Annotated in this window: 19 protein-coding genes; 7 read left to right on the forward strand and 12 right to left on the reverse strand. The window is 64.7% G+C overall.

The window, feature by feature from the left end; translation table 11 throughout:
• Positions 1 to 65 precede the first annotated feature (65 nt).
• On the reverse strand, positions 66 to 959 hold the full coding sequence (locus ACVIW0_RS37920) for a TauD/TfdA dioxygenase family protein (RefSeq protein WP_461356873.1): 894 nt from the start codon (positions 957 to 959) through the stop codon (positions 66 to 68).
• A gap of 256 nt (positions 960 to 1215) precedes the next feature.
• On the reverse strand, positions 1216 to 2505 hold the full coding sequence (gene ispG / locus ACVIW0_RS37925; protein WP_461356874.1) for a flavodoxin-dependent (E)-4-hydroxy-3-methylbut-2-enyl-diphosphate synthase: 1290 nt from the start codon (positions 2503 to 2505) through the stop codon (positions 1216 to 1218).
• A 316-nt stretch (positions 2506 to 2821) separates the two neighbouring features.
• Here ispG and ACVIW0_RS37930 point away from each other — a divergent pair, with 316 nt between their 5' ends.
• Positions 2822 to 3697, forward strand: a complete 876-nt coding sequence (locus ACVIW0_RS37930) for a sulfurtransferase (RefSeq protein ID WP_461356875.1) — start codon at positions 2822 to 2824, stop codon at positions 3695 to 3697.
• 197 nt (positions 3698 to 3894) lie between these two features.
• Here ACVIW0_RS37930 and ACVIW0_RS37935 read toward each other — a convergent pair whose 3' ends face one another.
• Together ACVIW0_RS37935 and ACVIW0_RS37940 are read right to left on the reverse strand one after the other, a co-directional pair.
• Entirely contained in the window at positions 3895 to 4851 is a 957-nt protein-coding gene (locus ACVIW0_RS37935) for a DMT family transporter (protein WP_461356876.1), read from the reverse strand.
• Between the two features lie 199 nt (positions 4852 to 5050).
• Positions 5051 to 5536 (reverse strand): Fur family transcriptional regulator, encoded by a 486-nt coding sequence (locus tag ACVIW0_RS37940; RefSeq protein WP_028338147.1) that lies wholly within the window; start codon positions 5534 to 5536, stop codon positions 5051 to 5053.
• A 166-nt stretch (positions 5537 to 5702) separates the two neighbouring features.
• On the opposite strand from ACVIW0_RS37940, the gene ACVIW0_RS37945 reads away from it, so the two are divergent.
• The 4 genes from ACVIW0_RS37945 to ACVIW0_RS37960 all read left to right on the forward strand — a co-directional run bounded on the left by ACVIW0_RS37945 (position 5703) and on the right by ACVIW0_RS37960 (position 10709).
• A complete protein-coding gene (locus ACVIW0_RS37945; RefSeq protein WP_461356877.1) occupies positions 5703 to 6182 on the forward strand; it encodes a MarR family winged helix-turn-helix transcriptional regulator in 480 nt (159 codons plus the stop codon).
• Positions 6175 to 7347 (forward strand): HlyD family secretion protein, encoded by a 1173-nt coding sequence (locus ACVIW0_RS37950; RefSeq protein ID WP_461356878.1) that lies wholly within the window; start codon positions 6175 to 6177, stop codon positions 7345 to 7347. Before ACVIW0_RS37945 ends, ACVIW0_RS37950 begins: the two co-directional genes overlap by 8 nt.
• 196 nt (positions 7348 to 7543) lie before the next feature.
• Positions 7544 to 9100, forward strand: a complete 1557-nt coding sequence (locus ACVIW0_RS37955; RefSeq protein ID WP_461356879.1) for an MDR family MFS transporter — start codon at positions 7544 to 7546, stop codon at positions 9098 to 9100.
• Between the two features lie 298 nt (positions 9101 to 9398).
• Positions 9399 to 10709 (forward strand): ABC transporter substrate-binding protein, encoded by a 1311-nt coding sequence (locus ACVIW0_RS37960; RefSeq protein ID WP_461356880.1) that lies wholly within the window; start codon positions 9399 to 9401, stop codon positions 10707 to 10709.
• Between the two features lie 443 nt (positions 10710 to 11152).
• Here ACVIW0_RS37960 and ACVIW0_RS37965 read toward each other — a convergent pair whose 3' ends face one another.
• The 7 genes from ACVIW0_RS37965 to pcaH form a co-directional block, all read right to left on the reverse strand.
• Entirely contained in the window at positions 11153 to 12427 is a 1275-nt protein-coding gene (locus tag ACVIW0_RS37965; protein WP_461356881.1) for an IS110 family RNA-guided transposase, read from the reverse strand.
• Positions 12428 to 12529: 102 nt separating this feature from the next.
• On the reverse strand, positions 12530 to 13699 hold the full coding sequence (locus ACVIW0_RS37970) for a Gfo/Idh/MocA family protein (protein WP_461356882.1): 1170 nt from the start codon (positions 13697 to 13699) through the stop codon (positions 12530 to 12532).
• A 16-nt stretch (positions 13700 to 13715) separates the two neighbouring features.
• Positions 13716 to 14567: a shikimate dehydrogenase gene (locus tag ACVIW0_RS37975; RefSeq protein ID WP_461356883.1), complete on the reverse strand. Its 852-nt coding sequence runs from the start codon at positions 14565 to 14567 to the stop codon at positions 13716 to 13718.
• Positions 14568 to 14588: 21 nt separating this feature from the next.
• Positions 14589 to 15053 (reverse strand): SRPBCC domain-containing protein, encoded by a 465-nt coding sequence (locus ACVIW0_RS37980; protein ID WP_461356884.1) that lies wholly within the window; start codon positions 15051 to 15053, stop codon positions 14589 to 14591.
• A 10-nt stretch (positions 15054 to 15063) separates the two neighbouring features.
• The gene (locus tag ACVIW0_RS37985) at positions 15064 to 15387 is read right to left on the reverse strand and encodes an ArsR/SmtB family transcription factor (protein WP_461356885.1); all 324 of its coding nucleotides are present in this window, start codon (positions 15385 to 15387) and stop codon (positions 15064 to 15066) included.
• A 157-nt stretch (positions 15388 to 15544) separates the two neighbouring features.
• Positions 15545 to 16144, reverse strand: coding sequence for a protocatechuate 3,4-dioxygenase subunit alpha (gene pcaG / locus ACVIW0_RS37990; protein WP_461356886.1), 600 nt, complete (start codon positions 16142 to 16144; stop codon positions 15545 to 15547).
• Positions 16145 to 16846, reverse strand: coding sequence for a protocatechuate 3,4-dioxygenase subunit beta (gene pcaH / locus ACVIW0_RS37995; RefSeq protein ID WP_461356887.1), 702 nt, complete (start codon positions 16844 to 16846; stop codon positions 16145 to 16147).
• A gap of 258 nt (positions 16847 to 17104) precedes the next feature.
• Between pcaH and ACVIW0_RS38000 the strand changes: the two genes are divergently transcribed.
• Positions 17105 to 17995, forward strand: a complete 891-nt coding sequence (locus tag ACVIW0_RS38000) for a LysR family transcriptional regulator (RefSeq protein ID WP_461356888.1) — start codon at positions 17105 to 17107, stop codon at positions 17993 to 17995.
• 362 nt (positions 17996 to 18357) lie between these two features.
• Complete coding sequence (locus tag ACVIW0_RS38005; RefSeq protein ID WP_461356889.1) at positions 18358 to 19641, forward strand: MFS transporter; 1284 nt, start codon at positions 18358 to 18360, stop codon at positions 19639 to 19641.
• Positions 19642 to 19764: 123 nt separating this feature from the next.
• Here ACVIW0_RS38005 and pcaF read toward each other — a convergent pair whose 3' ends face one another.
• Positions 19765 to 20973, reverse strand: coding sequence for a 3-oxoadipyl-CoA thiolase (gene pcaF / locus ACVIW0_RS38010; RefSeq protein WP_461356890.1), 1209 nt, complete (start codon positions 20971 to 20973; stop codon positions 19765 to 19767).
• Positions 20974 to 21136: the final 163 nt, after the last annotated feature.

The following is a 21136-nucleotide window of genomic DNA, read 5'->3' on the forward strand; positions in this document are numbered from 1 at the left end:
GCGCAGCGTTGTGGACGATGCTGAAACGTCGCGGCCGGCGCGACGGCGTCAGACGAACGCTGTCCTCACACCGGCCGTTCGCCCTTCACGGTGACCCGGGTGCCGGAGCGGGTGTGCGGCCAGTAATCCCACATCGCGCGGTGCTGGGCGCAGCGATTGTCCCAGAACGCGATCGCGTTCTCGCTCCAGCGGAAGCGGCACTGGAACAGCGGGTTCTCGGCATGCTGGTAGAGATAGGCCAGCATGGCATCGCTCTCGTCGCGGGGAATACCGACGATGAAGCGGGTGAAGCCGCGATTGACGTAGAGCGATTTCTTCCCCGTCACCGGATGGGTGCGCACCACCGGATGCTCGGCGCGCGGATATTCCCGCTTGTCGGCAACGCCATAGTTGGCATAGAGCCCGCGATAAGTCTGCTCGCCGTCATGCAGCGCGGTCAGCCCGTCGAGATAGGCCTTCATGCGGCCCGACAGCGCCTCATAGGCGGCGTACATGTTGGCGAACAGCGTGTCGCCGCCGCGCGGCGGGCACTGCTTGATGTAGAGGATCGAGCCCATCGGCGGCTCGAGATCGCAGGACACGTCGGTGTGCCAGCCCTCGCCATTGGCGCGCGGCGAATCCTTGTCGGCATAGATCTTCATCAGCGCCGGATCGCCCTCGTTGGGCGCGGCCGGATGCACATGCAGTTCGCCGAACTTGCGGCCGAAGGCGAGATGCTGCTGTGGGGTGATGTGCTGGTCACGGAAGAAGATGACGAGGTTTTCGGCGAGCGCGCGATGGATCTCGTCCATCTGGCGGTTGGAGCGCGCATCGTCGGAGACGAGCTTCGCAATATCGACGCCGGAGATTTCCGCGCCGATGATCGGCGTCAGCTTCTCGACGCCGATGGTCTCATAGGGCTCGGATTGGTCGGCGAGGTGGCGGTAGCGCGGACCCTGCTTGCCGGACAGCGAGCTCATGGGTGTTCTCCCGATGATTCTTGATTGAAACGCACCGTAACGCGCGTCGGTAGAAGCGCAATCTAGCCACCAGCATAGCTGTTCCCGGACAAGCGCAGCGAAGCGGAGCGCAGATCCGGGACCCATAACCACAGGAGTGTGTTTGGCGAAGGCTCGTAACCCACATCGCGCGCCACAACCACGGCCTGTGGTTATGGGTCCCTGCTTTCGCATTGCTTTCGCAGGGACGACGGTTGTGTGTGGGTGACGAGTGAAGTTACTCCGCGGCGCCCGCCGTCTCCGGCAGCTTGGCGCCGTTGCCGTACTTCTGGTCGATATAGTCGATCACCAGCGCCTTGAAGTCGGCGGCGATGCCGGGGCCACGCAGGGTGCGGAACTTCTTGCCGTCGACGAACACCGGCGCGGCCGGCGCTTCGCCGGTGCCGGGCAGCGAGATGCCGATATTGGCGTGCTTGGATTCGCCGGGGCCGTTGACGATGCAACCCATGACGGCGACGTTGAGCTGCTCGACGCCCGGATATTTGGTCTTCCAGACCGGCATCTCGTCGCGGATGAAATCCTGGATCGAGCGCGCCAGCTCCTGGAACGTGGTCGAGGTGGTGCGGCCGCAACCCGGGCAGGCCGCAACCAGCGGCACGAAGGTGCGGAAGCCCATGGTCTGCAGCAATTCCTGCGCGACCTGCACTTCCAGCGTGCGGTCGCCGCCGGGCTCCGGCGTCAGCGAGATGCGGATGGTGTCGCCGATGCCCTGCTGCAACAGGATGCCGAGCGCGGCCGAGGACGCCACGATGCCCTTCGAGCCCATGCCGGCCTCGGTGAGGCCGAGATGGATCGCGTAATCCGAGCGGCGCACGACTTCCTGATAGACCGCAATCAGGTCCTGTACGGCGGAGACCTTGGCCGACAGGATGATCTTGTTCTTGGGCATGCCGAGCTCTTGGGCGCGGGCCGCCGACAGCAGCGCCGACTGCACCATCGCCTCGCGCGTCACCGCGCGGGCATCGCGCGGATTGGCTGACGCGGTGTTCTCGTCCATCAGCTTGGTCAGCAGCTCCTGGTCGAGCGAGCCCCAATTGGCGCCGATGCGCACCGGCTTGTTGTTCTTGTTGGCGATCTCGATGATGTCGGCGAACTGGGTGTCGCGCTTGTTCTTGAAGCCGACATTGCCGGGATTGATGCGGTACTTGTCGAGCGCCTCGGCGCAGGCCGGATACTCGGCGAGCAGCTTGTGGCCGATATAGTGGAAGTCGCCGATCAAGGGCGTGGTGATGCCGCGCTTGCGCAGGCCGTCACGGATGTGCGGCACGGCGGCGGCAGCTTCCTCGCGGTCGACCGTGATGCGCACCATCTCGGAGCCGGCACGCGAGAGCGCGGCGACCTGGGCGATGGTGCCGTCGACGTCGGCGGTGTCGGTGTTGGTCATCGACTGCACGACGATCGGCGCACCGCCGCCGACGGCGACGTTGCCGACCATGACCTGCGTGGTGTGGTGCCGCGGCGCGGGGCCGGCGACGTCGTCTTGCGGCAAAATCTCGGGCTTGTTCATGGCGTCTCGAATATCAGGTTTTGGTGACATTCACCAAGGGGACGATGGGCCGCGCGCGAGTCGGGCCAAACGGTCATGTTTCGGAGTGAATTCAACAGCTTATGCCGCCGATTGAGGCCAAACGCAAGCCATGCAGCGGCGTCCTGCATGGCCAGCTATATTGGGCCGAATTGGGGTGAATCAAAGGGCAAAGTGACAGCTTTTCATGTGATCCGGCGCATTCCTTTGGTTTGAGCATGATCTCTCCGAAAAACCGGTACCCACTTTTTCGGATCATGCTCTAGCATCCCGTTAAGACATGCCGGGAGGACGTGACATGGCCGATCATAGCGAGTTGATCAGCACGGCGGAACTTGCCGAGATCCTGACCCGGTCCGATCTGCGGCTGTTCGACTGCACCACCTACCTGGAGCCGGCGCCGGCCGGCAGCAACATTCCCTATGTTGTCGTCTCGGGCCGCCAGACCTTCGAGGCCGGGCATATTCCGGGCGCGAATTTCCTCGATCTGCAGGCCGAATTCTCCGATGCCCATACCGACCTGCGCTTCATGATGCCGCCGAGAGCGCAGCTCGAGGCCGCGTTCGGCCGCCACGGCATCTCGGCCACCAGCCGCGTGGTGCTGTATTCGATCGGCACCGCGATGTGGGCGACGCGGTTCTGGTGGATGCTGCGCTCGCTCGGCTTCGAGGGCGCCGCGGTGCTCGACGGCGGCATCGACAAATGGATCGCCGAGGGCCGCGACATCGAGACTGGCCTCGCCGGCGGCTATCCGCAGGCCGCGTTTCCGGCGCGGCCGAAGCAGGGCATGTTCGTCGACAAGCATGACGTGCTCGCCGCCACCACGGAGGCCGACACCGTCATCGTCAACGCGCTCGGCCCGCAATTCTACAGGGGGCTGGAGCCGAGCCGTTACGGCAGGCCCGGCCGCATCCCGGGCAGTGTCAGCGTGCCGGCGGCAAGCCTGATCGATCCGAAGGACAAGACGTTCGTGCCGCTTGAGGAAGCGGAAGCGACCTTCGCTGCGCAAGGCGTCACGAAAGACAAGCGCATCGTCGCCTATTGCGGCGGCGGCATCTCCGCCACCATCGACCTGTTCCAGCTGCATCGGCTCGGCTACGACAATCTCACGCTCTATGATGGCTCGATGGGCGAATGGGCGAAGGATGCGGAATTGCCGATCGAGAGGGGGTAGTGGACGGGGCGCCGTGCCTCCTCCTTCGTCGTCCTGGCGCAGCACACATCGCTCCATTCGTCATTCCGGGGCGTGCGAAGCACGAGCCCGGAATCCATTCTTCCACGCACGATGCGGTCTAATGGATTCCGGGCTCTCGCTTCGCGAGCCCCGGAATGACGAGTGGAGAGAGTTCCTGGAACGACGGGAAGATTCCCTCACGCCGGCACGTTCGGGTCCGGCGTCACCTTCGGGTCGGGCTTGTTGACCAGATAGAGCCCGGCGATCACGAACAGCGCGGCGATGCCGAACACCGCCGTCAGCGTATCGTGCATGACGAAATAGGCCGCGACGACGCCGAACAGCGGCGTGATGAAGGTGAAGGCCGAGAGCTTGCTGGCCGAATAGGTTTTCACCATCGCAAACCAGATCACGAAGGTGCAGCCCACCACCCAGACCGCCTGATAGGCGAGCAGCGCGAGCGACAGCGCGCTCGGCACGTGCGCGATGCGCTCGCCGGCGATCCAGGCGGCCAGGCCGAGGATCGGGATCGAGATCGCGACCTGGTAGCCGAGCGCCTTTTCCGGCGCGGCGTTGCGCAGGCGCGTGCCTTTGGCGACCAGCGTGGTCGCCGCCCACAGCGCGCCGCCGCCGACCACCATGAGATCGCCGAGCAGCACCTTGGCGTCGACATTGGGCTGCGGCACGCCGATCGCGAGCGCGACGCCGGCAAAGCTCAGCGCAAGGCCACTCCACTGCACGGTGGAGAGACGCTCGCCGAGGAACTGGTGCGAGCCGAGCGCGACGAAGAACGGCGCGGTGTAGAGGAACACCGAGGCGCGCGAGGCGGAGGTGAAGACGAGGCCGGTGAAGATCAGCACGAACTCGCAGCCGAACATCAGGCCCGCGATGATGCCGGGGACGAGCGTGCCGTCGCGTTCGAAGAACTTGACGCCGCGCAGGTGGCCCACGATCAGCATCACCGGCAGCGCGCCCGAGGAGCGGATCATCGCCTGCAGCATCGGCGGCACATCGGGCAGCGCGAGCTTGACCGCGAGCTGGTTGAAGCCCCAGCTCACGCACAGCATCAGCATCACTGCGATGGCGCCGGGCGGCAACCCGTGGCCGACGCTGACGGGCCTCGTGACGGGGGCTGAGATCGCTTGGCTCGACATGTTTCCTCGCGGGCCGGCTTGCTGCCGTGTTGCTGTCAGGCGGGCTGCGTCGTCCCTGCGAAAGCAGGGACCCATACGCCGCGGCCGGTGTTGTGGACGAGACTTGTCGTTCCAGCGTCATATAACAATTGAGCACGGTGGTTATGGGTCCCTGCTTTCGCAGGGACGACGCTGCGGTGAGGACCTTGGCCGCGCTCAATCATTTCTGGCAATGCGCGCAGGTGCCGGCGATCTCGACCACCGAGAGTTTCGGGATGAACCCCGAGGCCCGCGCTGCGGCGGTCAGGCTTTGCGCCACCGGTGCGGCGGGGATCTCGCCGACCGAGCCGCAATGGTCGCAGATCAAAAACGCCACCATCGAGGTCTCGTCGTGGTCGTGCGCGCAGGCCAGAAACGCGTTGCGGCTCTCGATGCGGTGGACGAGGCCGTTCTCCATCAGGAAGTCGAGCGCGCGGTAGACGGTAATCGGTGCCGGCCGCGGCATCGTCTTGGCCAGCTCGTCGATCACCTCATAGGCGCCGAGCGGGCGATGGCTCGACAGCAGCGCCTGCAGCACCTGACGCCGGATCGGGGTGAATTTCTGGCCGCGGCGCGCACAGACCTGCTCGGCATGCGCCATCGCGTCCGCGGCGCAGCGGCCGTGATCGTGGTCGGGAGCGGGGAATGTCGGCTTGGCCAGGCTCATCGCTTCGATATGTAGCATTCTTGCACCCGTTCCCCTAGCCCAGCCATCCATCCCGTCGCTCGCCCCGTCGCAGCCATGTCCGCAAAGCGGGGCAGCCCCCCGTTAACCCGGCATGCGGAAATCGTAAGCAAGCTTATTATATGTCAAGCTTATGGAGGCAGACGCGATGCGCGGTTCCGTGGACACGGAGTTCATGTTTACGCTGGGCGAACTGTTCCGGCTGATCCGCGTCTACGCCGACAAGGAGGCCGCGCGCTACGGCATCACCCGCGCGCAATGGGCCGTCCTGTCCAAGGTTGAACGCCAGGAAGGGCTGAAGCAGACCGAGCTCGCCGAGCTGCTCGAGATGCAGCCGATCACATTGACGCGGCTGATCGACAAGCTCTGCGACAACGGCTGGATCGAGCGCCGCAGCGACGACAACGACCGCCGCGTCAACCGCCTCTATCTGAAGAAGGCCGCCCGCCCGCTGCTCGGCAAGCTCGCCGGCCTGCGCTCCGAACTCACCGCGACCGCGCTCGAAGGCATCAGCCCGGCCGATGCGCATCGCCTGCTCACCCAATTGGAATCGATCAAGGAAAACGTTCGCAATGCCATCCAAAGCCCAGCCGGCGAGCCCTCCCGAAAGGAACAGCGCTATGGCTGAACCCGTCCTCAAGCTGGCGCCCGAGCAGAAGAGCAATCCGGACGTATCAGCGCCGTCGGGCAAGGCCAGCCGCGCGCCGCGCCGTCGCCTGATGGCCGGCCTGCGGCGCTATCGCCGCATGCTGCTGCTCGTCGTGCTGCCGACCGCGGCTGCGATCGGCGGCATCGTGTTCTATCTCAATGGCGGCCGCTATGTCGGCACCGACGACGCCTATGTCGGCGCGCAGAAGGTGCTGATCACGCCGGAGATCTCCGGCAAGATCGACAAGATCCTCGTCAAGGAAGGCCAGCACGTCAAGAAAGGCGACGAGCTGTTCGAGATCGATCCGGTGCCGTTCCGCCTTGCGGTCGCGCAGGCCAAGGCCGCGCTCGACCAGACCAGGACCACCTACGACACGCTGGTCGACAACATCAAGATCAACACCAGGATGCTGGATTTCGCCCAGCAGAGCATCGAGTTGAAGAAGCGCGACGTCGAGCGCAAGTCGACGCTTGCCAAGCAGAATTTCGGCTCGCAGCTCGACCTCGACAACGCGGCCAACGCGCAGGTGACCGCCGAGAGCCTGGCGCAATACATCAAGCAGCAGATCTCCAAGGACAAGACGCAGCTGCTCGGCGATGTCGACCTGCCGATCGAGCAATTCCCGCCCTATGCCCAGGCCAAGGCCAAGCTCGACGACGCCCAGCGCAACCTCGACCACACCGTGCTGCGTGCGCCGATGGACGGCGTCGCGACCCAGGTCGACCAGATCCAGCTCGGCCGCTTCGTCACCGCCGGCGCGCCGGTGTTTTCGGTGATCGACGTCGACCACCCCTGGGTCGACGCCAACCCAAAGGAAAGCGACTTCACCTATGTCGCGGTCGGCCAGCCGGTCGAGCTCGATGTCGACGCGTTCCCGAACCATCAGTTCAAGGGCAAGATCGGCTCGCTGTCGCCCGGCACCGGCGCGCAGTTCGCGATCCTGCCGCCGCAGAACGCCACCGGCAACTTCGTCAAGGTGGTGCAGCGCGTGCCGGTGCGGATCTATTTCGACGAGAACGATCCATTCGTGAAGAAGCTGAAGGCCGGCATGAGCGTCTACGCGACTATCGACACCAACCACCGCCGCTCGCTGGCCGGCCTGCTCGGGCTGGGCCCGGCATCGGCGCACCCGGACCACGACTGAGATGAAGCAAGATCGAAGCCCGGCGCGTCACCTCTCCCCTCGTGGGAGAGGTCGGATTGCATCGCTAGATGCAATCCGGGTGAGGGGTTCGGCTTTCTTCTGGGACCTGCGCCCCCTCACCCGGCGCTGCGCGCCGACCTCTCCCCGGTGGGGAGAGGTGGTTTACGCCCGCGGCTTGCGAACAGGACCGAACTGAATGAATGCACCGTCACCATCCGCCGTGCCCGGCATGCGCCGGAACATGGTGACGATCTGCGCGATGACCGCGACGATCATGCAGGCGCTCGACACCACGATCGCCAACGTCGCGCTGCCCTATATGCAGGGCTCGCTGTCCGCATCGCAGGACCAGATCAACTGGGTCTTGACCTCCTACATCGTCGCGGCCGCGATCATGACCGCGCCGGTGGGCTGGATCGCCAACCGCTATGGCCGCAAGCGGATCTTCATCATCTGCTCGGCCGGCTTCACCCTCGCCTCGGTGCTGTGTGGCCTGGCGCAGGACATCAACCAGATGGTGCTGTTCCGCCTGTTGCAGGGCGTGTTCGGCGCCGCGCTGGTGCCGCTGTCGCAGGCGGTGATGCTCGACTCCTACGCGCTGCATGAGCGGGCGAAAGCGATGTCGATCTGGGGCATGGGCGTGATGATGGGCCCGATCATGGGGCCGTCATTGGGCGCATGGCTGACCGAGACCTATTCCTGGCATTGGGTGTTCTTCGTCAACCTGCCGTTCGGCGCGATCACCGTGCTCGGTCTCGCGGTGTTCATGGACGAGACCAGGCAGGACCTCAATCTGCGCTTCGACTGGTTCGGCTTCGGCGCGCTCGCGACCGCGATCGGCTCGCTGCAACTCGCGCTCGACCGCGGAGAGCAGCTTGGCTGGCTGGAATCCAACGAGATCATGATCGAGTTCATCGTCGCGGCGATCGGCTTCTATTATTTCTTCGCCCATTCGCTGACCACCAGCCGGCCGTTCATCCAGTTCGCGCTGTTCAAGGACAAGAACTTCCTCGGCGGCTGCGTGTTCATGACGGTGATGGGCCTCGTGCTGTATTCGACCATGGCGCTGTCCTCGCCTTATTTGCAGAACGTCATCGGCTATCCGATCATCACCGCCGGCCTGCTGCTGGCGAGCCGCGGCTTCGGCACCTTCGTCGCGATGATGCTGGTCGGCCGCCTGATGCGCTATATCGAGGCGCGCACGCTGATCATCTCCGGGCTGGGACTGACCGCAGCGTCGCTGTTCCAGATGACCGGCTGGACCGACATGACGCAGGCGACCGAAATTATCGTTGTCAATGTGATCCAGGGTTTTGGTTTCGGCCTGGTGTTCGTGCCGCTGTCGACGGTGGCGTTCCTGACGTTGCCGGGCCAACTGCGCACCGACGGCACCTCGATGCTGACGCTGCTGCGCAACGTCGCGAGCTCGGTCGGCATCTCGATCGTGATCGCGCAGCTCACCGAAGGCTCGCGGCGGATCTACGCCAAGATGTCGGAGCAGATCAATCCGTTCAACCACGCGCTGCAGATGCCCGATATCGCAGGCATGATCAACCTCAACACCGATGCCGGCCGCGCCATGGCCGACCGGATGGTGGCGGCGCAGTCGCAGATCATCGCATTCTCGCACGACTACCAGCTGGTGATGATCTTCATCCTGGTCTCGATCCCGCTCGCGCTGATGATCGGCTCGACCAAGGCCACGCTGCGCACGCAGTCGGCGCCGTCGGATCATGCCGCGGTGATGGAGTAGGCTTTTTCGAAGCGGCCGACTATGCGACCCGTCATCCTGAGGAGGCCGCAACGCGGCCGTCTCGAAGGATCGACGGCCACTAGCCGGGCCGTGCATCCTTCGAGACGCCGCTTCGCGGCTCCTCCAGCGACAAAGGCGAAGCCTTTGCGCGGGGATGACGGTGAGAGTTGACAACCCGCCCCCTCCCAAAGCGCAAGGCGCCGCAGCCGCAAGCCGCGTTGACTTTCCGCCGCCTGCTCCCAATACTTCCCCACAAAATAAATGCCCGTCACGCATGACGGTTTCAGGGGAGGACGCGATGCCGACTTCACGCAGGACGCTGCTGAAGACTTCAGCGGCTGCCGCCGCCGCTTTCAGCTTCGATTGGACACGCGCGCAGGCGCAGGCCGAGACGGTCCGGATCGGCGTGATCTACGATTTGACCGGGCCATTCGCGGCCGGCGGCTCGGTCGCCTCCTCGATCGGCACCCAGATCGCGATCGATCTCGTCAACGAGAAGGGCGGCGTCGGCGGCAAGTACAAGATCGCGCCGGTCAATGTCGATTCCCAGAGCAAGCCCGACGTGGCGATCAACGAGGCCAATCGGCTGATCGACCAGGAGAAGGTCGACATCCTCAACGGCGTGTTCGCGAGCTCGCACGCGGTGCCGCTCGCCGCCAAGGTCGAGCAGCAGAAGCGCATCCTCTGGATCACGACCGCGGTCTCGACCGCCGTGTTCAAGGACAAGAACCTGCAATACGTGTTCCGCGCCCAGATCCATTCCGATCAATACGGCCAGGCCTTTGGCGGCTTCCTCGCCGAGCACGCCAAGGCCAGGCTCGGCATGGAGCCGAAGGACGTCAAGGTCGCGCTGATCCATGAGGACGGGCCTTACGGCGTCGGCGTCGCCGCCGCCGACGAGATGTTCGCGAAGGAAGCCGGACTTCAGGTCGTGCTGAAGGAAGGCTATTCGGCCTCGGCGCCCGACCTCTCGGTGCTGGTGACCAAATTGAAGCGCGCCAAGGCCGACATCATCTCGCATGCCGGCTACAACCCCGACATCACGCTGTTCCTGCGCCAGGCGCGCGAGAGCGGGCTGAAGTTCAAGATGCTGTTCGGCGCCGGCGCCGGCTACAGCCAGCTCGACAAGCTGCGCACCACCTTCGGCGCCGACATCGACAATTTCTGCAACATCGATCCGGTTCCGGCGCAGCTGCTCGATCCGGCCAAGCTGGCGCCCGGGGTCGGCGACCTCACCAAGGTGATGGTCGCGCGCTACCGCGAGAAGACCAGCGCCACCGAGGTGCCGCCGCACTGCTCGATGGGCTTCAACCAGACCTGGGTCCTGCTCAACAATGTGCTGCCGGTCGCCAAGGAGAAATATGGCGGCTTCGATCCCGAAGCGATCCGCAAGGCCGCGCTCGACGTCGACATCCCTCCGGGCGGCACCATCCAGGGCTATGGCGTGAAGTTCTTTCCGCCGGGCACGCCGATGTCCGGCCAGAACGAACGCTCGACCCCGGTCGTGATGCAGAACGCCGGCGAGCGCATCACCGTGGTGTGGCCGACGAATATCCGCACGCAAGATCCGGTGTTCCCGCTGCCGAAGGGATCGGTGTACGGGGCTTAGGGTCGATTCTTGTCGCGGCTGGTTGGCAACTATCCCCGTCATCCTTGTATGGGGAGTGATGTGTCAAGAGGGCGTTGTTTGTTGGGGGTGGTCTTGGGCGCTGAAGTGAGGCGGGGTCAAGGCTTGCCGGAGGCCACCGCCGGAGGCGGCGCGTTAGCGGCCTTGAGCGCGCCGAGTTCAGCGCCATAATGGCGCCCGCACAACGCGCGTGATGACGGGTTCGACGTGAGGCGAGGCCTGGGCCGTGAACGACAATGCGGCAACACCGCATCACCTTGTATCCGGTCGGGCACGTGGCCCGGTACCCTGATCTTTCATGCACGGGTGAAGGCAGAGCCCAGCAAGGACGGGACCCCTCTGAGAGAGCGGGTTGTTTGCTCCCCTGGATGACGACGGTCACGCGTCTGTCCTGGCTCACGTCGGCCCTCATTGCGCGTGGCCGTTCACACGGTCGGATGCAGCACGGCGCCGGTGGGGATCACGCCGGTCGTGAGATAGCGCCACAGCGCCACCATCAGCTTGCGCGCCAGGGCGACAATGGCAATGCGCCGGACGCGTCCCTTGAGATTGCGCACCCGCTCGCGGAACCAGCACGTCAGCGCGCTATCCGGCTGATGGACCGTCCAGAGCCACGCCAGCTCGATGGCGAGCTCGCGGGCCCGCCGGTTGCCGGCTTTGCTGATCCCCTGCTCCCGGCTTCGCTCGCCGCTGTCGTAGGGCGTGCCGGTGAGGCCGAAGTAGCTGCCGACCTGACGGCGGTTGTCGAAGTCGCGATAGAACACCTCGTTGACCAGCTCCTGGCCGCCGACCGGGCCGACGCCTTTGAGGTCGATGAGCTGCATGATCCTCTCTTCCGGCGAGCCAGGTTGCGCGGCGCGCAGCTCGGCGCGGCTTTTGGCCTCGAGCTCGGCGACCTGCCGGACCACCAGCCGCAGCCGCTCGTGCTCGCGCGCAATCTCCTCCTTCAGCCGCACGGCAAGCAGGTGACCGTCACCAGTGCGCAGCTTGCAAAGGCTTTCGATGAACGAGCGATCCAGTGGATTGACATCGCGGATGCCCTGTCCGTGCAGGAGTGCCTTGATGCGGTTGAGGTGAGCCGTGCGCTCCTTGATCAGATGCTCGCGTTCGCGGCTGCGGCGCTTGCGATCCTCATCCTCAACTGTCGGCACGTGCACCACGCTGCACGCCCGCGGCTCGCCGCGCAGATAGGCGAGGAAGGTCCGCATCAGCTTCTCCAGATCAATCCGGTCGGTCTTGGCGCGCCGTGCGCGACGGCTCACCTCGATGCTGGAGGGATCGATCTCATGATTGATGACGCCCTGCTGCGTCAGCCAGCGATGCAGCCAATGGCCATCGAGGCCCGCTTCGTAGCACGACATGATGCGGACCGGCCGGCCGCTTGAGGCAGCCTTCTTGCGCATCGCGGCAAGCCGGGCCGCCATGGCCACCAGATCACCGCCGCCCATCGTGTAGCGGCTCAGTTTCTGGGAACCCGGCAGCAACACACCGAGCTTCCATTTCGCCTTGCTCAGTTCAAAAGCCAGGTAAACCGTGGCATGCTCCGCTGTGGCGGGTGCGTCAATGCGATCGAGCTTGATCATCTTGGTCCTCCGAGGCTGGGTGGTTTGCAATCCAATCCTAACCTCTCTTGACCACCCGCCGCCCCATAGGATCTGAGGAGCCCGCACTCGCGGGCGTCTCGAAGGATCGACGGCCACCGGCCGGGCCGTGCATCCTTCGAGACGGGCGTTCCGCGCTCCTCAGGATGACGGGGCGAGCGTGGCACGCGCGAGAGAGTAATCTCGCTATTGCCCGCCATCCTACAGCACCACCCGCCGCCCCTCATCCGCGGCCCAATAGCCGGCGTAGTTCACCTGCGTCGTCTCATAGGCCAGCGCGAGGCCGGCGAGCGGCTGCCGCCCGGTCGCGACGCATTCCATGAAATCCTGGATCTCCTGCAAGTAGCCGCGGGTCCATTCCTCCTCGAGGCAGACATATTGCCAGCCGGTTTTGCGGTCGACCTTCTCGGTGATGTAGACACTCGCGAGCTTCTCCTCACTTGTCTGGTAACTCGTCAGATGGGTGTTCGGCGTGATGTTGGCGAACAGCGAGCCGCCTGAGGTATAGGTCTCGATCAGGTTGCGCACGCCGCCCATGATCATGTCGCCGGAGAACACCGTCGCCTTGGTGCCGTCGGAGAAGGTCGCGGTCAGCGTGCCCCAATCCTCGACATCGACCGGATTGGCCTTGATATAGGCGCGCTCCTCCGGCTTCAGCCCAGCGGTGACATTGCCGACGTCGCAGGTCACGCTCGCGACATTGATGGTCTCGCCGCGCGCGCGGGCCTCGACCTGCTTGAGATAGAGAACGGCCGACAACGGATGGCAGCCCATCCGGATCAGCGAGCCGCCGCCGGTCATCGCCCACTCTGCGGCGTGCGCGGCATGCGAGCCGGAGTGGCTCTCCTCGCCCTTCATGAACAGGATCTTGTCGCCCGTGGCGCGGATGATCTCGGCGGTCTTGGTCACCGCCGGGGCATAGATCCAGTCCTCGGCATACATGAACAGCCTGCCGGTCTTTTCGATCGCGGCGCGGGTTGCCTTCATCTCCTCCATCACGCGCTGATACATCAGCGCTTTGGGGACATGCCTGCCGATCGGCGCCTTGTCGCCATCGCGGCCGAAATAACCGCTGAACGGCTTTTCGCAGATCACGTGCTTGCCGGCCTGCATCGCCTCGACGATCATCGCGGCATGCAGACTAGGCGGCGTGCAGATGTCGATGACGTCGAGCTCGCGGTCGGCGATGAGCTCAGCAAAGCTGCGATAGGCGTTCGGGATTCCATGCTTGCGTGCGAAATCATTGACATGCTCGCCGCGCGCCGCGACCGCCCTCACCTCGACATCGACGCCATAGACGCGCCGGTAAGCAACCATATGCAGCTCCGACACGAAGCCGCAGCCGGCCAGACCGATCCTGATTTTTGTCATTATGTGTCTCCGCCCTTCAGGCGGGCGTAGCGTAGCGTGCGGCCATCACGGCGTCGAACGCATTTCCCATCACGGCATGCGAGGGCGTCATGCCCGTGAACAGCTTGAACGCATCGGCCGATGCGTTGATCGCGAGGTCGCGGCCGGTCAGAACGCTGGCGCCTTTGGCTTTTGCGGCGGTCAGCAGCGGCGTCCAGAGCGGCGTGTAGACGGCGTCGGCGACCCACATCGACGAATGCAGCAGCGCGTCGGGCAGCGGCGTGCCGCGGCTCGGCAGCATGCCGACCGGCGTTGCATTGACGAGACCGGCGGCACCTTGCACCGCGGCCTCGACGCCGGCGGCGTGCACCGCATGACGATCGGCCAACTGGCCCGCGAGTTGCGCGGCCTTGGCGGCATCGGCATCGACAATGCGCAACTCGGCAACGCCGAGCCCCGCGAGGGCGAAAGCGATCGCCTTGCCGACGCCGCCGGCCCCGATCAGCGCGATGTGGCCGCGCGGCGCGGTCGCGAGCAGCGGTTCGATGGCGCGCGCAAAACCGGTCGCGTCGGTGTTGTGGCCGACGAGACGCGCACCACTGACGACGATGCTGTTGACCGCGCCGATCGCGCGCGCATCCGGCGCGAGGTCATCGACGAGATCGACCACCGCCTCCTTGTAGGGAAAGGTGACGTTGACGCCGGCAAAGCCGAGCCGCCTGACGCCCTCGAACATCGCACGCAGCTCGTCGCGTCGGGCGCCCTTCACCTCGATGAGCTGGTAGTGACAGTGAACGCCGAGCGCGGCGGCCGCCTGCTCGTGCATCGCAGGCGCCGCCGAACGCGCGATCGGATACCCGATCAGGCCGGTCAGGAAACGGTCGCGCATTGTCCCTCACGTCGGCAGTGCTCAGCTCATGCGGTCGAGCCGAGCATAGCTGTCTTCCATGCCGTGCTCCATGCCGGTCGCGAGCATCGCCGCACGCGTCTCAGCATCCGGCAGCGTCATCCGCATGGTCATCAGGGTGCCCGCACCGTCGGGCGCAAACCGCGTCTCAACGTGATTGTCCGGCGTCGGATCCGGCAGATGCATGCGCTCGACATGCACGATGCGGCTGAACGGTTCGAGCGCGACATACTCGCCGGTCAGATGAAAGCCGCCGCCCTTGCCGTCGGTCCATTCGTAGCGGATCTTGCCGCCGGGCCTGAGCTCGCTGATGCAGACCGGCATGGTCCAGCCATCGGGGCCGAGCAGCCACTTCTGCAACAGCTCCGGCTCGGTATGCGCGCGATACACCGCCTCGGGCGGTGCGACGAAGCGCCTGGTCACAACGACATAACGGTCGCCTTCGGTCTCCAGCGTCAACTTACTCATAGGGCACCTTTCACTTCTCAGGCTTCATGGTGGCCAGCACTCCGTCCAGCCGGTCGTAATTGGATTCCAGTGCGCGGCGCAGCATGCCGAGCCATTGATCGATCTCGGCGACCGCCGTCGGCGCAAGCCGGCATGGCCGCTTGGTGCCTTCGATCCGCCGCGCGATCAGGCCTGCCCCTTCGAGCACCTTGAGATGGCGGGAGATCGCGGGTTGGGTCAGCTCGAACGGCTCGACCAGCTCCATCACGGTGGCCTCGCCCAGGGCCAGACGCGCCAGGATCGCCCGGCGCGTCGGGTCGGCGAGCGCGGAAAAGGCGGCGTCGAGGTTGGCCATGCTTAATCTCGCATCAGTTATATAAATAATTTGTTATATAAATAGGTACGCATTGTCAAGCGAAATCCGCTGCGGCGAAGGCGCGCAGCGGATTGGGTCGTCTTTTCAATGCGGAATCTGCACGCCGCTCACGGCGCACAGCGGCGGACGCGGCCGGCTAGACGTCGAAGAACACCGTCTCGTTGTCGCCCTGCAGATGGACGTCGAAGGTGTAGACGCTGCCCGCGCCCGCCTTCTTCGCAATCAGCGTGGCGCGGCGATCGGCCGGCACCAGCGCCAGCACGGGATCGGCAGCGTTGCCGGCTTCGTCGTCGAAATAGATCCTTGTGTAGAGATGCAGCAGCATGCCGCGCGCGTACACCGCGAGCAGGATGTGCGGTGCCTGCGGCTTGCCGTCGGCATCGGGCACCACGCCAGGCTTGATGGTGTCAAACGCATAAGCGCCGCTCTTGTCGGTGCCGGCGCGGCCGAAACCCTTGAAGCTTGAGTTCGGCAGCGCGCGCGCATCCTGCGGATCGGAGAAGCGGCCCTGGGCGTCGGCCTGCCAGATCTCCAGCATGCAGTCCGGGATCACGGCGCCGTCGCCGTCATAGACCTTGCCCTCGACGCGGATGCGTTCGCCCGAGACGTCCGGCGTCAGCAAATTGTTGGTGAAGGCGTCGTTCCATTCATATTCGCCGTTCGGCGTCAGGCCGTATTTGAAATAGGGGCCGACGGTCTGCGAGGGCGTGATTCCATCAGGACGCGGGTTCGACACTTACTTGGTCTCCATCGGCGTGGCGTTGCGCCCGCGCAGCACAATATCGAAACGGTAGCACAGCGCCCATTCAGGCTTGGTGTTGTCGAGGTCGAACGACGAGATCATCCGGGAGCGCGCCTTTGCATCGGTCACCGAGTTGAAGATCGGATCGAACGGAAACAGCGGATCGCCGGGGAAATACATCTGCGTGACGAGGCGCGAGACGAACGAATGGCCGAACACCGAGAAGTGGATATGCGCAGGTCGCCACGCATTGTGGTGATTGCCCCAGGGATAGGCGCCCGGCTTGATGGTGATGAACTTGTAATAGCCGGATGCATCGGATTGGGCGCGGCCGGCGCCGGTGAAGTTCGGATCGAGCGGCGCCGGATGCTGATCGACGACATGGATGTAGCGGCCGCAGGCATTGGCCTGCCACAGTTCGACCAGCGTGTTGGGCACGCCGCGGCCGTCCTCGTCGAGCACATGGCCGTGCACGATGATGCGTTCGCCGAGCGGCTCGCCCTTATGCTGGATGGTGAGATCGTTGTCGTGCGCGCGCACCGTCTCATGGCCATAGACCGGACCGGTCAGTTCCGAGAGCGTGTGCCGCATCGGGATCAGCGGCTTTTGCGGCGAACGCTTCACGGTGGAGCGATAGTCCGGCGACAGCCGCGCCGGATGGGCCGCAAGCGATTGCAGCGGGTACAGTAAGGTCATGGCGAATTCCTCCGCGGGCGCGAGCGCGCCTCGCCCCAGATCATTATCGGACATAACCAATCCGGGGAAGGGCTGTTTTTGTTGGCTGCAAGAGGCTGTTTTGATTGATCTTTTCGATTTCGATCTGCGGCGGCCGACTGTCGCCGAAACAAATAGTTGCCAAGGCAAGCTTTCGGTCGCTGCGCGCACCCTGGAACGGATGTTGCGTTGCCGGAACAACGTGGTGTTCTATTCCGCAATGCATTGGGTGTTGTCCGCATGATCGATATCCGCACGCTGGAAGCGTTCTATTGGGTGGCGCAGCTCGGAGGCTTTGGGCGTGCCGCGACCAAATTGAACACGACTCAGCCGGCGATATCCGCGCGGATCGCAACGCTGGAGGCCGAGTACGGCGTCCGCCTTCTAGTCCGCGAACGCGGATTGCGACCCGCGCTCACGCCGGTCGGAGCAGCCTTGTTCGACCAGGCGCGGCGCATGCTGGCGCTGCAGGCCGACGCGATCTCCACGCTGAGCGAACCAGGCGGCATGCGCGGTCTGATACGGATTGGCGTCGCCGAGACCATCGTTCATATCCTGCTGCCGGAGTTGCTGCGTCGTCTGCATGTCGAGCACCCTGGGGTGACCCCGAACGTGCAGACCGATGTGTCGGTTAATTTGCGCGAAGCGTTGCGTGGCGGCGAGATCGACCTCGCCTTCATGCTCGGACCGAGCGGAGAAATCAGTGCCCAGGAACGTCCGATCTGCTCGCTCGACCTGGCTTGGGCTGCGTCGCCTCGCCTCGAGATCGGCGACGCGGCGCTGACGCGCGCCAGCATCGGAACGACGCCGATCCTGACCTATGCCCACAATACGCAGCCTTATGCCGACTTGGTCGCGGCGCTTGCAGATCCGCATTTGCCGGTGGCGCGAATATTTCCCAACAGTTCGCTGGCAACCATCGTCTCTTTGGCGCAGCACGGGATCGGTATCGCCGCTATCCCAGCGGTGGTGATCCGCAGTGAGATCGAAGCCGGAACGCTTCGCCTCCTGCCATCGACCATCCAATTGTCGAAATTGAATTTCATTGCCTGCTGGCTCGCCCCCGGCGAGGGATTGCCTGGCGCAATTACCGCTTTGGCCCGCGATATTCTGGGTCATAACCAAAGCTGATCAGCCCTGATCCATAAAGACGATTTCCAATTTCACGAGCCGGTCATGATGATGTCTCTCAGCACCAGAGAGATTTGGCATGGCCAGGGGCACCTCGAGCGGGCTGATCGAAGCGAGACCGTCCCATCGGGGCGGCACGCTCGAACCACGGCGATGTGCCGCCGAATTCAGCGCACATGAGCGACGGCCGGCCGCACCTCGGTACGAGCTGACGAAATCGAGATCTGTTGTCCAGCAGGCCGCGCTCCGCTTTCGGCGCGGACCACGCTCGCTGATCACTTGTTCGCCAACGGCACGCGATCGTCCGGCCGGTGGGCGCGAATTTCACGTTCTTGATCAAATCATCAATGGGGGACGGCAACATGTTCGATTGGTACACCGATCTCGGTAAGGACGGGCGACGCACATTCTGGGCCTGCTTCGGCGGCTACGCGCTGGACGCGCTCGATGTGCAAATCTACAGCATGGCAATACCCGTCCTGATCGGCATTGCGTTCATAACAAAAGCCGAGGCAGGGACCATCGCGACCAGCACGCTGGTGCTTTCGGCCGTCGGCGGCTGGCTGGCCGGAATCATGGCGGACAGGCTGGGACGGGTAAGAACCCTGCAGATCACCGTGCTCTGGTTTGCCATCTTTACGGCACTGTGCGGCCTGACCACCGGCTTCTGGGGATTGCTGGTTTGCCGTGGCCTTCAGGGGCTGGGCTTCGGCGGCGAATGGGCAGCCGGCGCCGTACTGATCGGCGAGGTCGTCAGCGCCCGTAATCGCGGCAAGGTGGTGGGCTTCGTCCAAGGCTCCTGGGCAGCCGGCTGGGGACTGGCCGTCGTTCTGGCGACGCTGATCCTGACCTTGCTTCCCCAGGACTACGCCTGGCGCTGTCTTTTCCTGATCGGAATCCTGCCGGCCATCTCGACGTTCTTCATTCGACGCCATGTCGACGAACCAGAAGCCTTCACCAAGGTTCAGAAGGATGCCGGGTCGACGCCCGGCACGCTGGCTATCTTCGGCCCTCATCTGTGGTGGACCACACTGCGCTGCTCGCTGCTCGCGCTCGGTGCACAGGGCGGCTACTACGCGATCACGACATGGCTGCCGACGTTCCTGCAGGCCGAGCGCCATATCACTGTGATCGGCAGCTTCAGCTATCTGCTGGTTGTCGTGATCGGAAGCTTCTTCGGCTACATCGTCAGCGCCTACCTCAATGACGCGCTCGGCCGGCGGGTCGGATTCATCGCATTCGCGATCGGCTCCGGCGTCGTCGTCTACACCTACACGCACCTTCCGGTGTCGGATGCGATGATGCTGGTGCTGGGCTTCCCGCTGGGCTTCTTCTCGTCGGGGATCTTCAGCGGCATGGGTCCGTTGCTGACCGAGATGTATCCGACCGAGGTGCGGGCTGCCGGACAAGGCTTCTGCTACAACGTCGGCCGCGGGCTCGCCGCCTTCTTCCCGATGGTTGTCGGGATGGCCGCATCGGCCCTCGGTCTCGGCAACGCAATCGGCATCTTTGCCGCAGGCGCCTACGGGGTCGTCCTGCTCGCCGCGCTGCTGCTTCCGGAAACCAAGGGGCGCGAATTGTCGTCCTACGCGGACTTCATCGCACCCGACGCCCCAAAGTCGGGCCTGGTCAAGGTGGGCGCCTGATGGCGCCCACCCGTTTCGCGGCTCCAAAGCGCGAAGCGATCAGGTTTGATCGTCATCGCGCTTGGCTCGTTGTTTGAGCATGATCTTTTCGGAGAACCGCTTCGCACCTTTCCGGATCATGTTCTAGTTCAGCTTTTCGATCGCGACCGCGACGCCCTGGCCGACCCCGACGCACATCGTGGCCAAGGCAAGCTTCCCGCCCCACTTCTCCATGCCGTGCACGGCGGTCAGCACCAGCCGCGCGCCGCTCATGCCGAGCGGATGGCCGAGCGCGATCGCGCCGCCATGCGGATTGACGAAATCGGCATCCTCCTTGACGCCGAGCTGACGCAGGCAGGCGATGCCCTGCGAGGCGAAGGCCTCGTTGAGCTCGATCAGGTCGAAGTCCGACACCTTGATGCCGAGACGCTCGACCAGCTTCTTGGTCGCCGGCACCGGGCCGATGCCCATGATGCGCGGCGGCACCGCGGCCGAAGCGAGGCCGAGGATCTTCGCACGCGGGGTCAGGCCGTGCTTCTTCACCGCGGCTTCCGAAGCCAGGATCATCGCCGCGGCGCCGTCATTGACGCCCGACGCGTTGCCCGCGGTCACCGTGCCCGGATTGCGCACGATCGGCTTCAGTTTTGCCAGTCCTTCGAGCGTGGTTTCGGGGCGCGGATGCTCGTCCTTGTCGACGGTAATGGGGCCGGCCTTGCCGCCGGGCACCTGGATCGGGATGATCTCCTCGGCGAAATAGCCCGACGCGATCGCCGCGCCCGCGCGCTGCTGCGAGCGGATCGCCATCGCATCCTGATCGGCGCGCGAGACCTGGAATTCCTCGGCGACGTTCTCGCCGGTCTCCGGCATCGCATCGACGCCGTACTGCGCCTTCATCAACGGATTGATGAAGCGCCAGCCGATCGTGGTGTCGTAGATCTCGGCCGAGCGCGAGAAGGCTTCTGCGGCCTTGCCCATCACGAACGGCGCGCGCGTCATCGATTCGACGCCGCCCGCGATCGCGAAATCGATCTCGCCGGCGCGGATGGCGCGGCCCGCGGCGCCGACCGCGTCGAGGCCGGAAGCGCAGAGCCGGTTCAGGGTCTGGCCGGGAACCGACTCCGGCATGCCGGCGAGCAACAGCGCCATGCGCGCAACGTTGCGGTTGTCCTCGCCGGCCTGGTTGGCGCAGCCGAAATAGACCTCGTCGACCTCGTTCCAGTTGATCGTCGGGTGCTTGGCCATCAGCGCCTTGATCGGGGCGGCGGCGAGATCGTCGGCGCGCACCTTGGCGAGCGAACCGCCGAAACGGCCGATCGGGGTCCGGACGGCATCGCAAATGAACACATCACGCATTGAATCTCTCCCTGAATGCCGCGACTTAGGCGCTGGATCGGCTGGAACTTGAGGGCCGTTTTAGGAGCGTGCCCGCGGCAGGTCAATTGACCGGAACGCGCGTCGCGCACGCATTGCCGTGAGGGCTGTCATCATGGCACCGTGGACAGGGTGGAAAACCCTC

Source organism: Bradyrhizobium sp. USDA 4454, assembly GCF_054822705.1.

Bases quoted from the DNA above. Each gene is read 5' to 3' on its own strand.
- ACVIW0_RS37970 (WP_461356882.1), bottom strand. From the start codon at position 13,699: ATGACAAAAATCAGGATCGGTCTGGCCGGCTGCGGCTTCGTGTCGGAG.
- ACVIW0_RS37930 (WP_461356875.1), top strand. From the start codon at position 2,822: ATGGCCGATCATAGCGAGTTGATCAGCACGGCGGAACTTGCCGAGATC.
- ACVIW0_RS38005 (WP_461356889.1), top strand. From the start codon at position 18,358: ATGTTCGATTGGTACACCGATCTCGGTAAGGACGGGCGACGCACATTC.
- ACVIW0_RS37940 (WP_028338147.1), bottom strand. From the start codon at position 5,536: ATGAGCCTGGCCAAGCCGACATTCCCCGCTCCCGACCACGATCACGGC.
- ispG (WP_461356874.1), bottom strand. From the start codon at position 2,505: ATGAACAAGCCCGAGATTTTGCCGCAAGACGACGTCGCCGGCCCCGCG.
- ACVIW0_RS37950 (WP_461356878.1), top strand. From the start codon at position 6,175: ATGGCTGAACCCGTCCTCAAGCTGGCGCCCGAGCAGAAGAGCAATCCG.
- ACVIW0_RS37980 (WP_461356884.1), bottom strand. From the start codon at position 15,053: ATGAGTAAGTTGACGCTGGAGACCGAAGGCGACCGTTATGTCGTTGTG.
- ACVIW0_RS37935 (WP_461356876.1), bottom strand. From the start codon at position 4,851: ATGTCGAGCCAAGCGATCTCAGCCCCCGTCACGAGGCCCGTCAGCGTC.
- ACVIW0_RS37920 (WP_461356873.1), bottom strand. From the start codon at position 959: ATGAGCTCGCTGTCCGGCAAGCAGGGTCCGCGCTACCGCCACCTCGCC.
- ACVIW0_RS37955 (WP_461356879.1), top strand. From the start codon at position 7,544: ATGAATGCACCGTCACCATCCGCCGTGCCCGGCATGCGCCGGAACATG.
- ACVIW0_RS38000 (WP_461356888.1), top strand. From the start codon at position 17,105: ATGATCGATATCCGCACGCTGGAAGCGTTCTATTGGGTGGCGCAGCTC.
- pcaF (WP_461356890.1), bottom strand. From the start codon at position 20,973: ATGCGTGATGTGTTCATTTGCGATGCCGTCCGGACCCCGATCGGCCGT.
- ACVIW0_RS37985 (WP_461356885.1), bottom strand. From the start codon at position 15,387: ATGGCCAACCTCGACGCCGCCTTTTCCGCGCTCGCCGACCCGACGCGC.
- ACVIW0_RS37960 (WP_461356880.1), top strand. From the start codon at position 9,399: ATGCCGACTTCACGCAGGACGCTGCTGAAGACTTCAGCGGCTGCCGCC.
- pcaH (WP_461356887.1), bottom strand. From the start codon at position 16,846: ATGACCTTACTGTACCCGCTGCAATCGCTTGCGGCCCATCCGGCGCGG.
- ACVIW0_RS37945 (WP_461356877.1), top strand. From the start codon at position 5,703: ATGCGCGGTTCCGTGGACACGGAGTTCATGTTTACGCTGGGCGAACTG.
- ACVIW0_RS37975 (WP_461356883.1), bottom strand. From the start codon at position 14,567: ATGCGCGACCGTTTCCTGACCGGCCTGATCGGGTATCCGATCGCGCGT.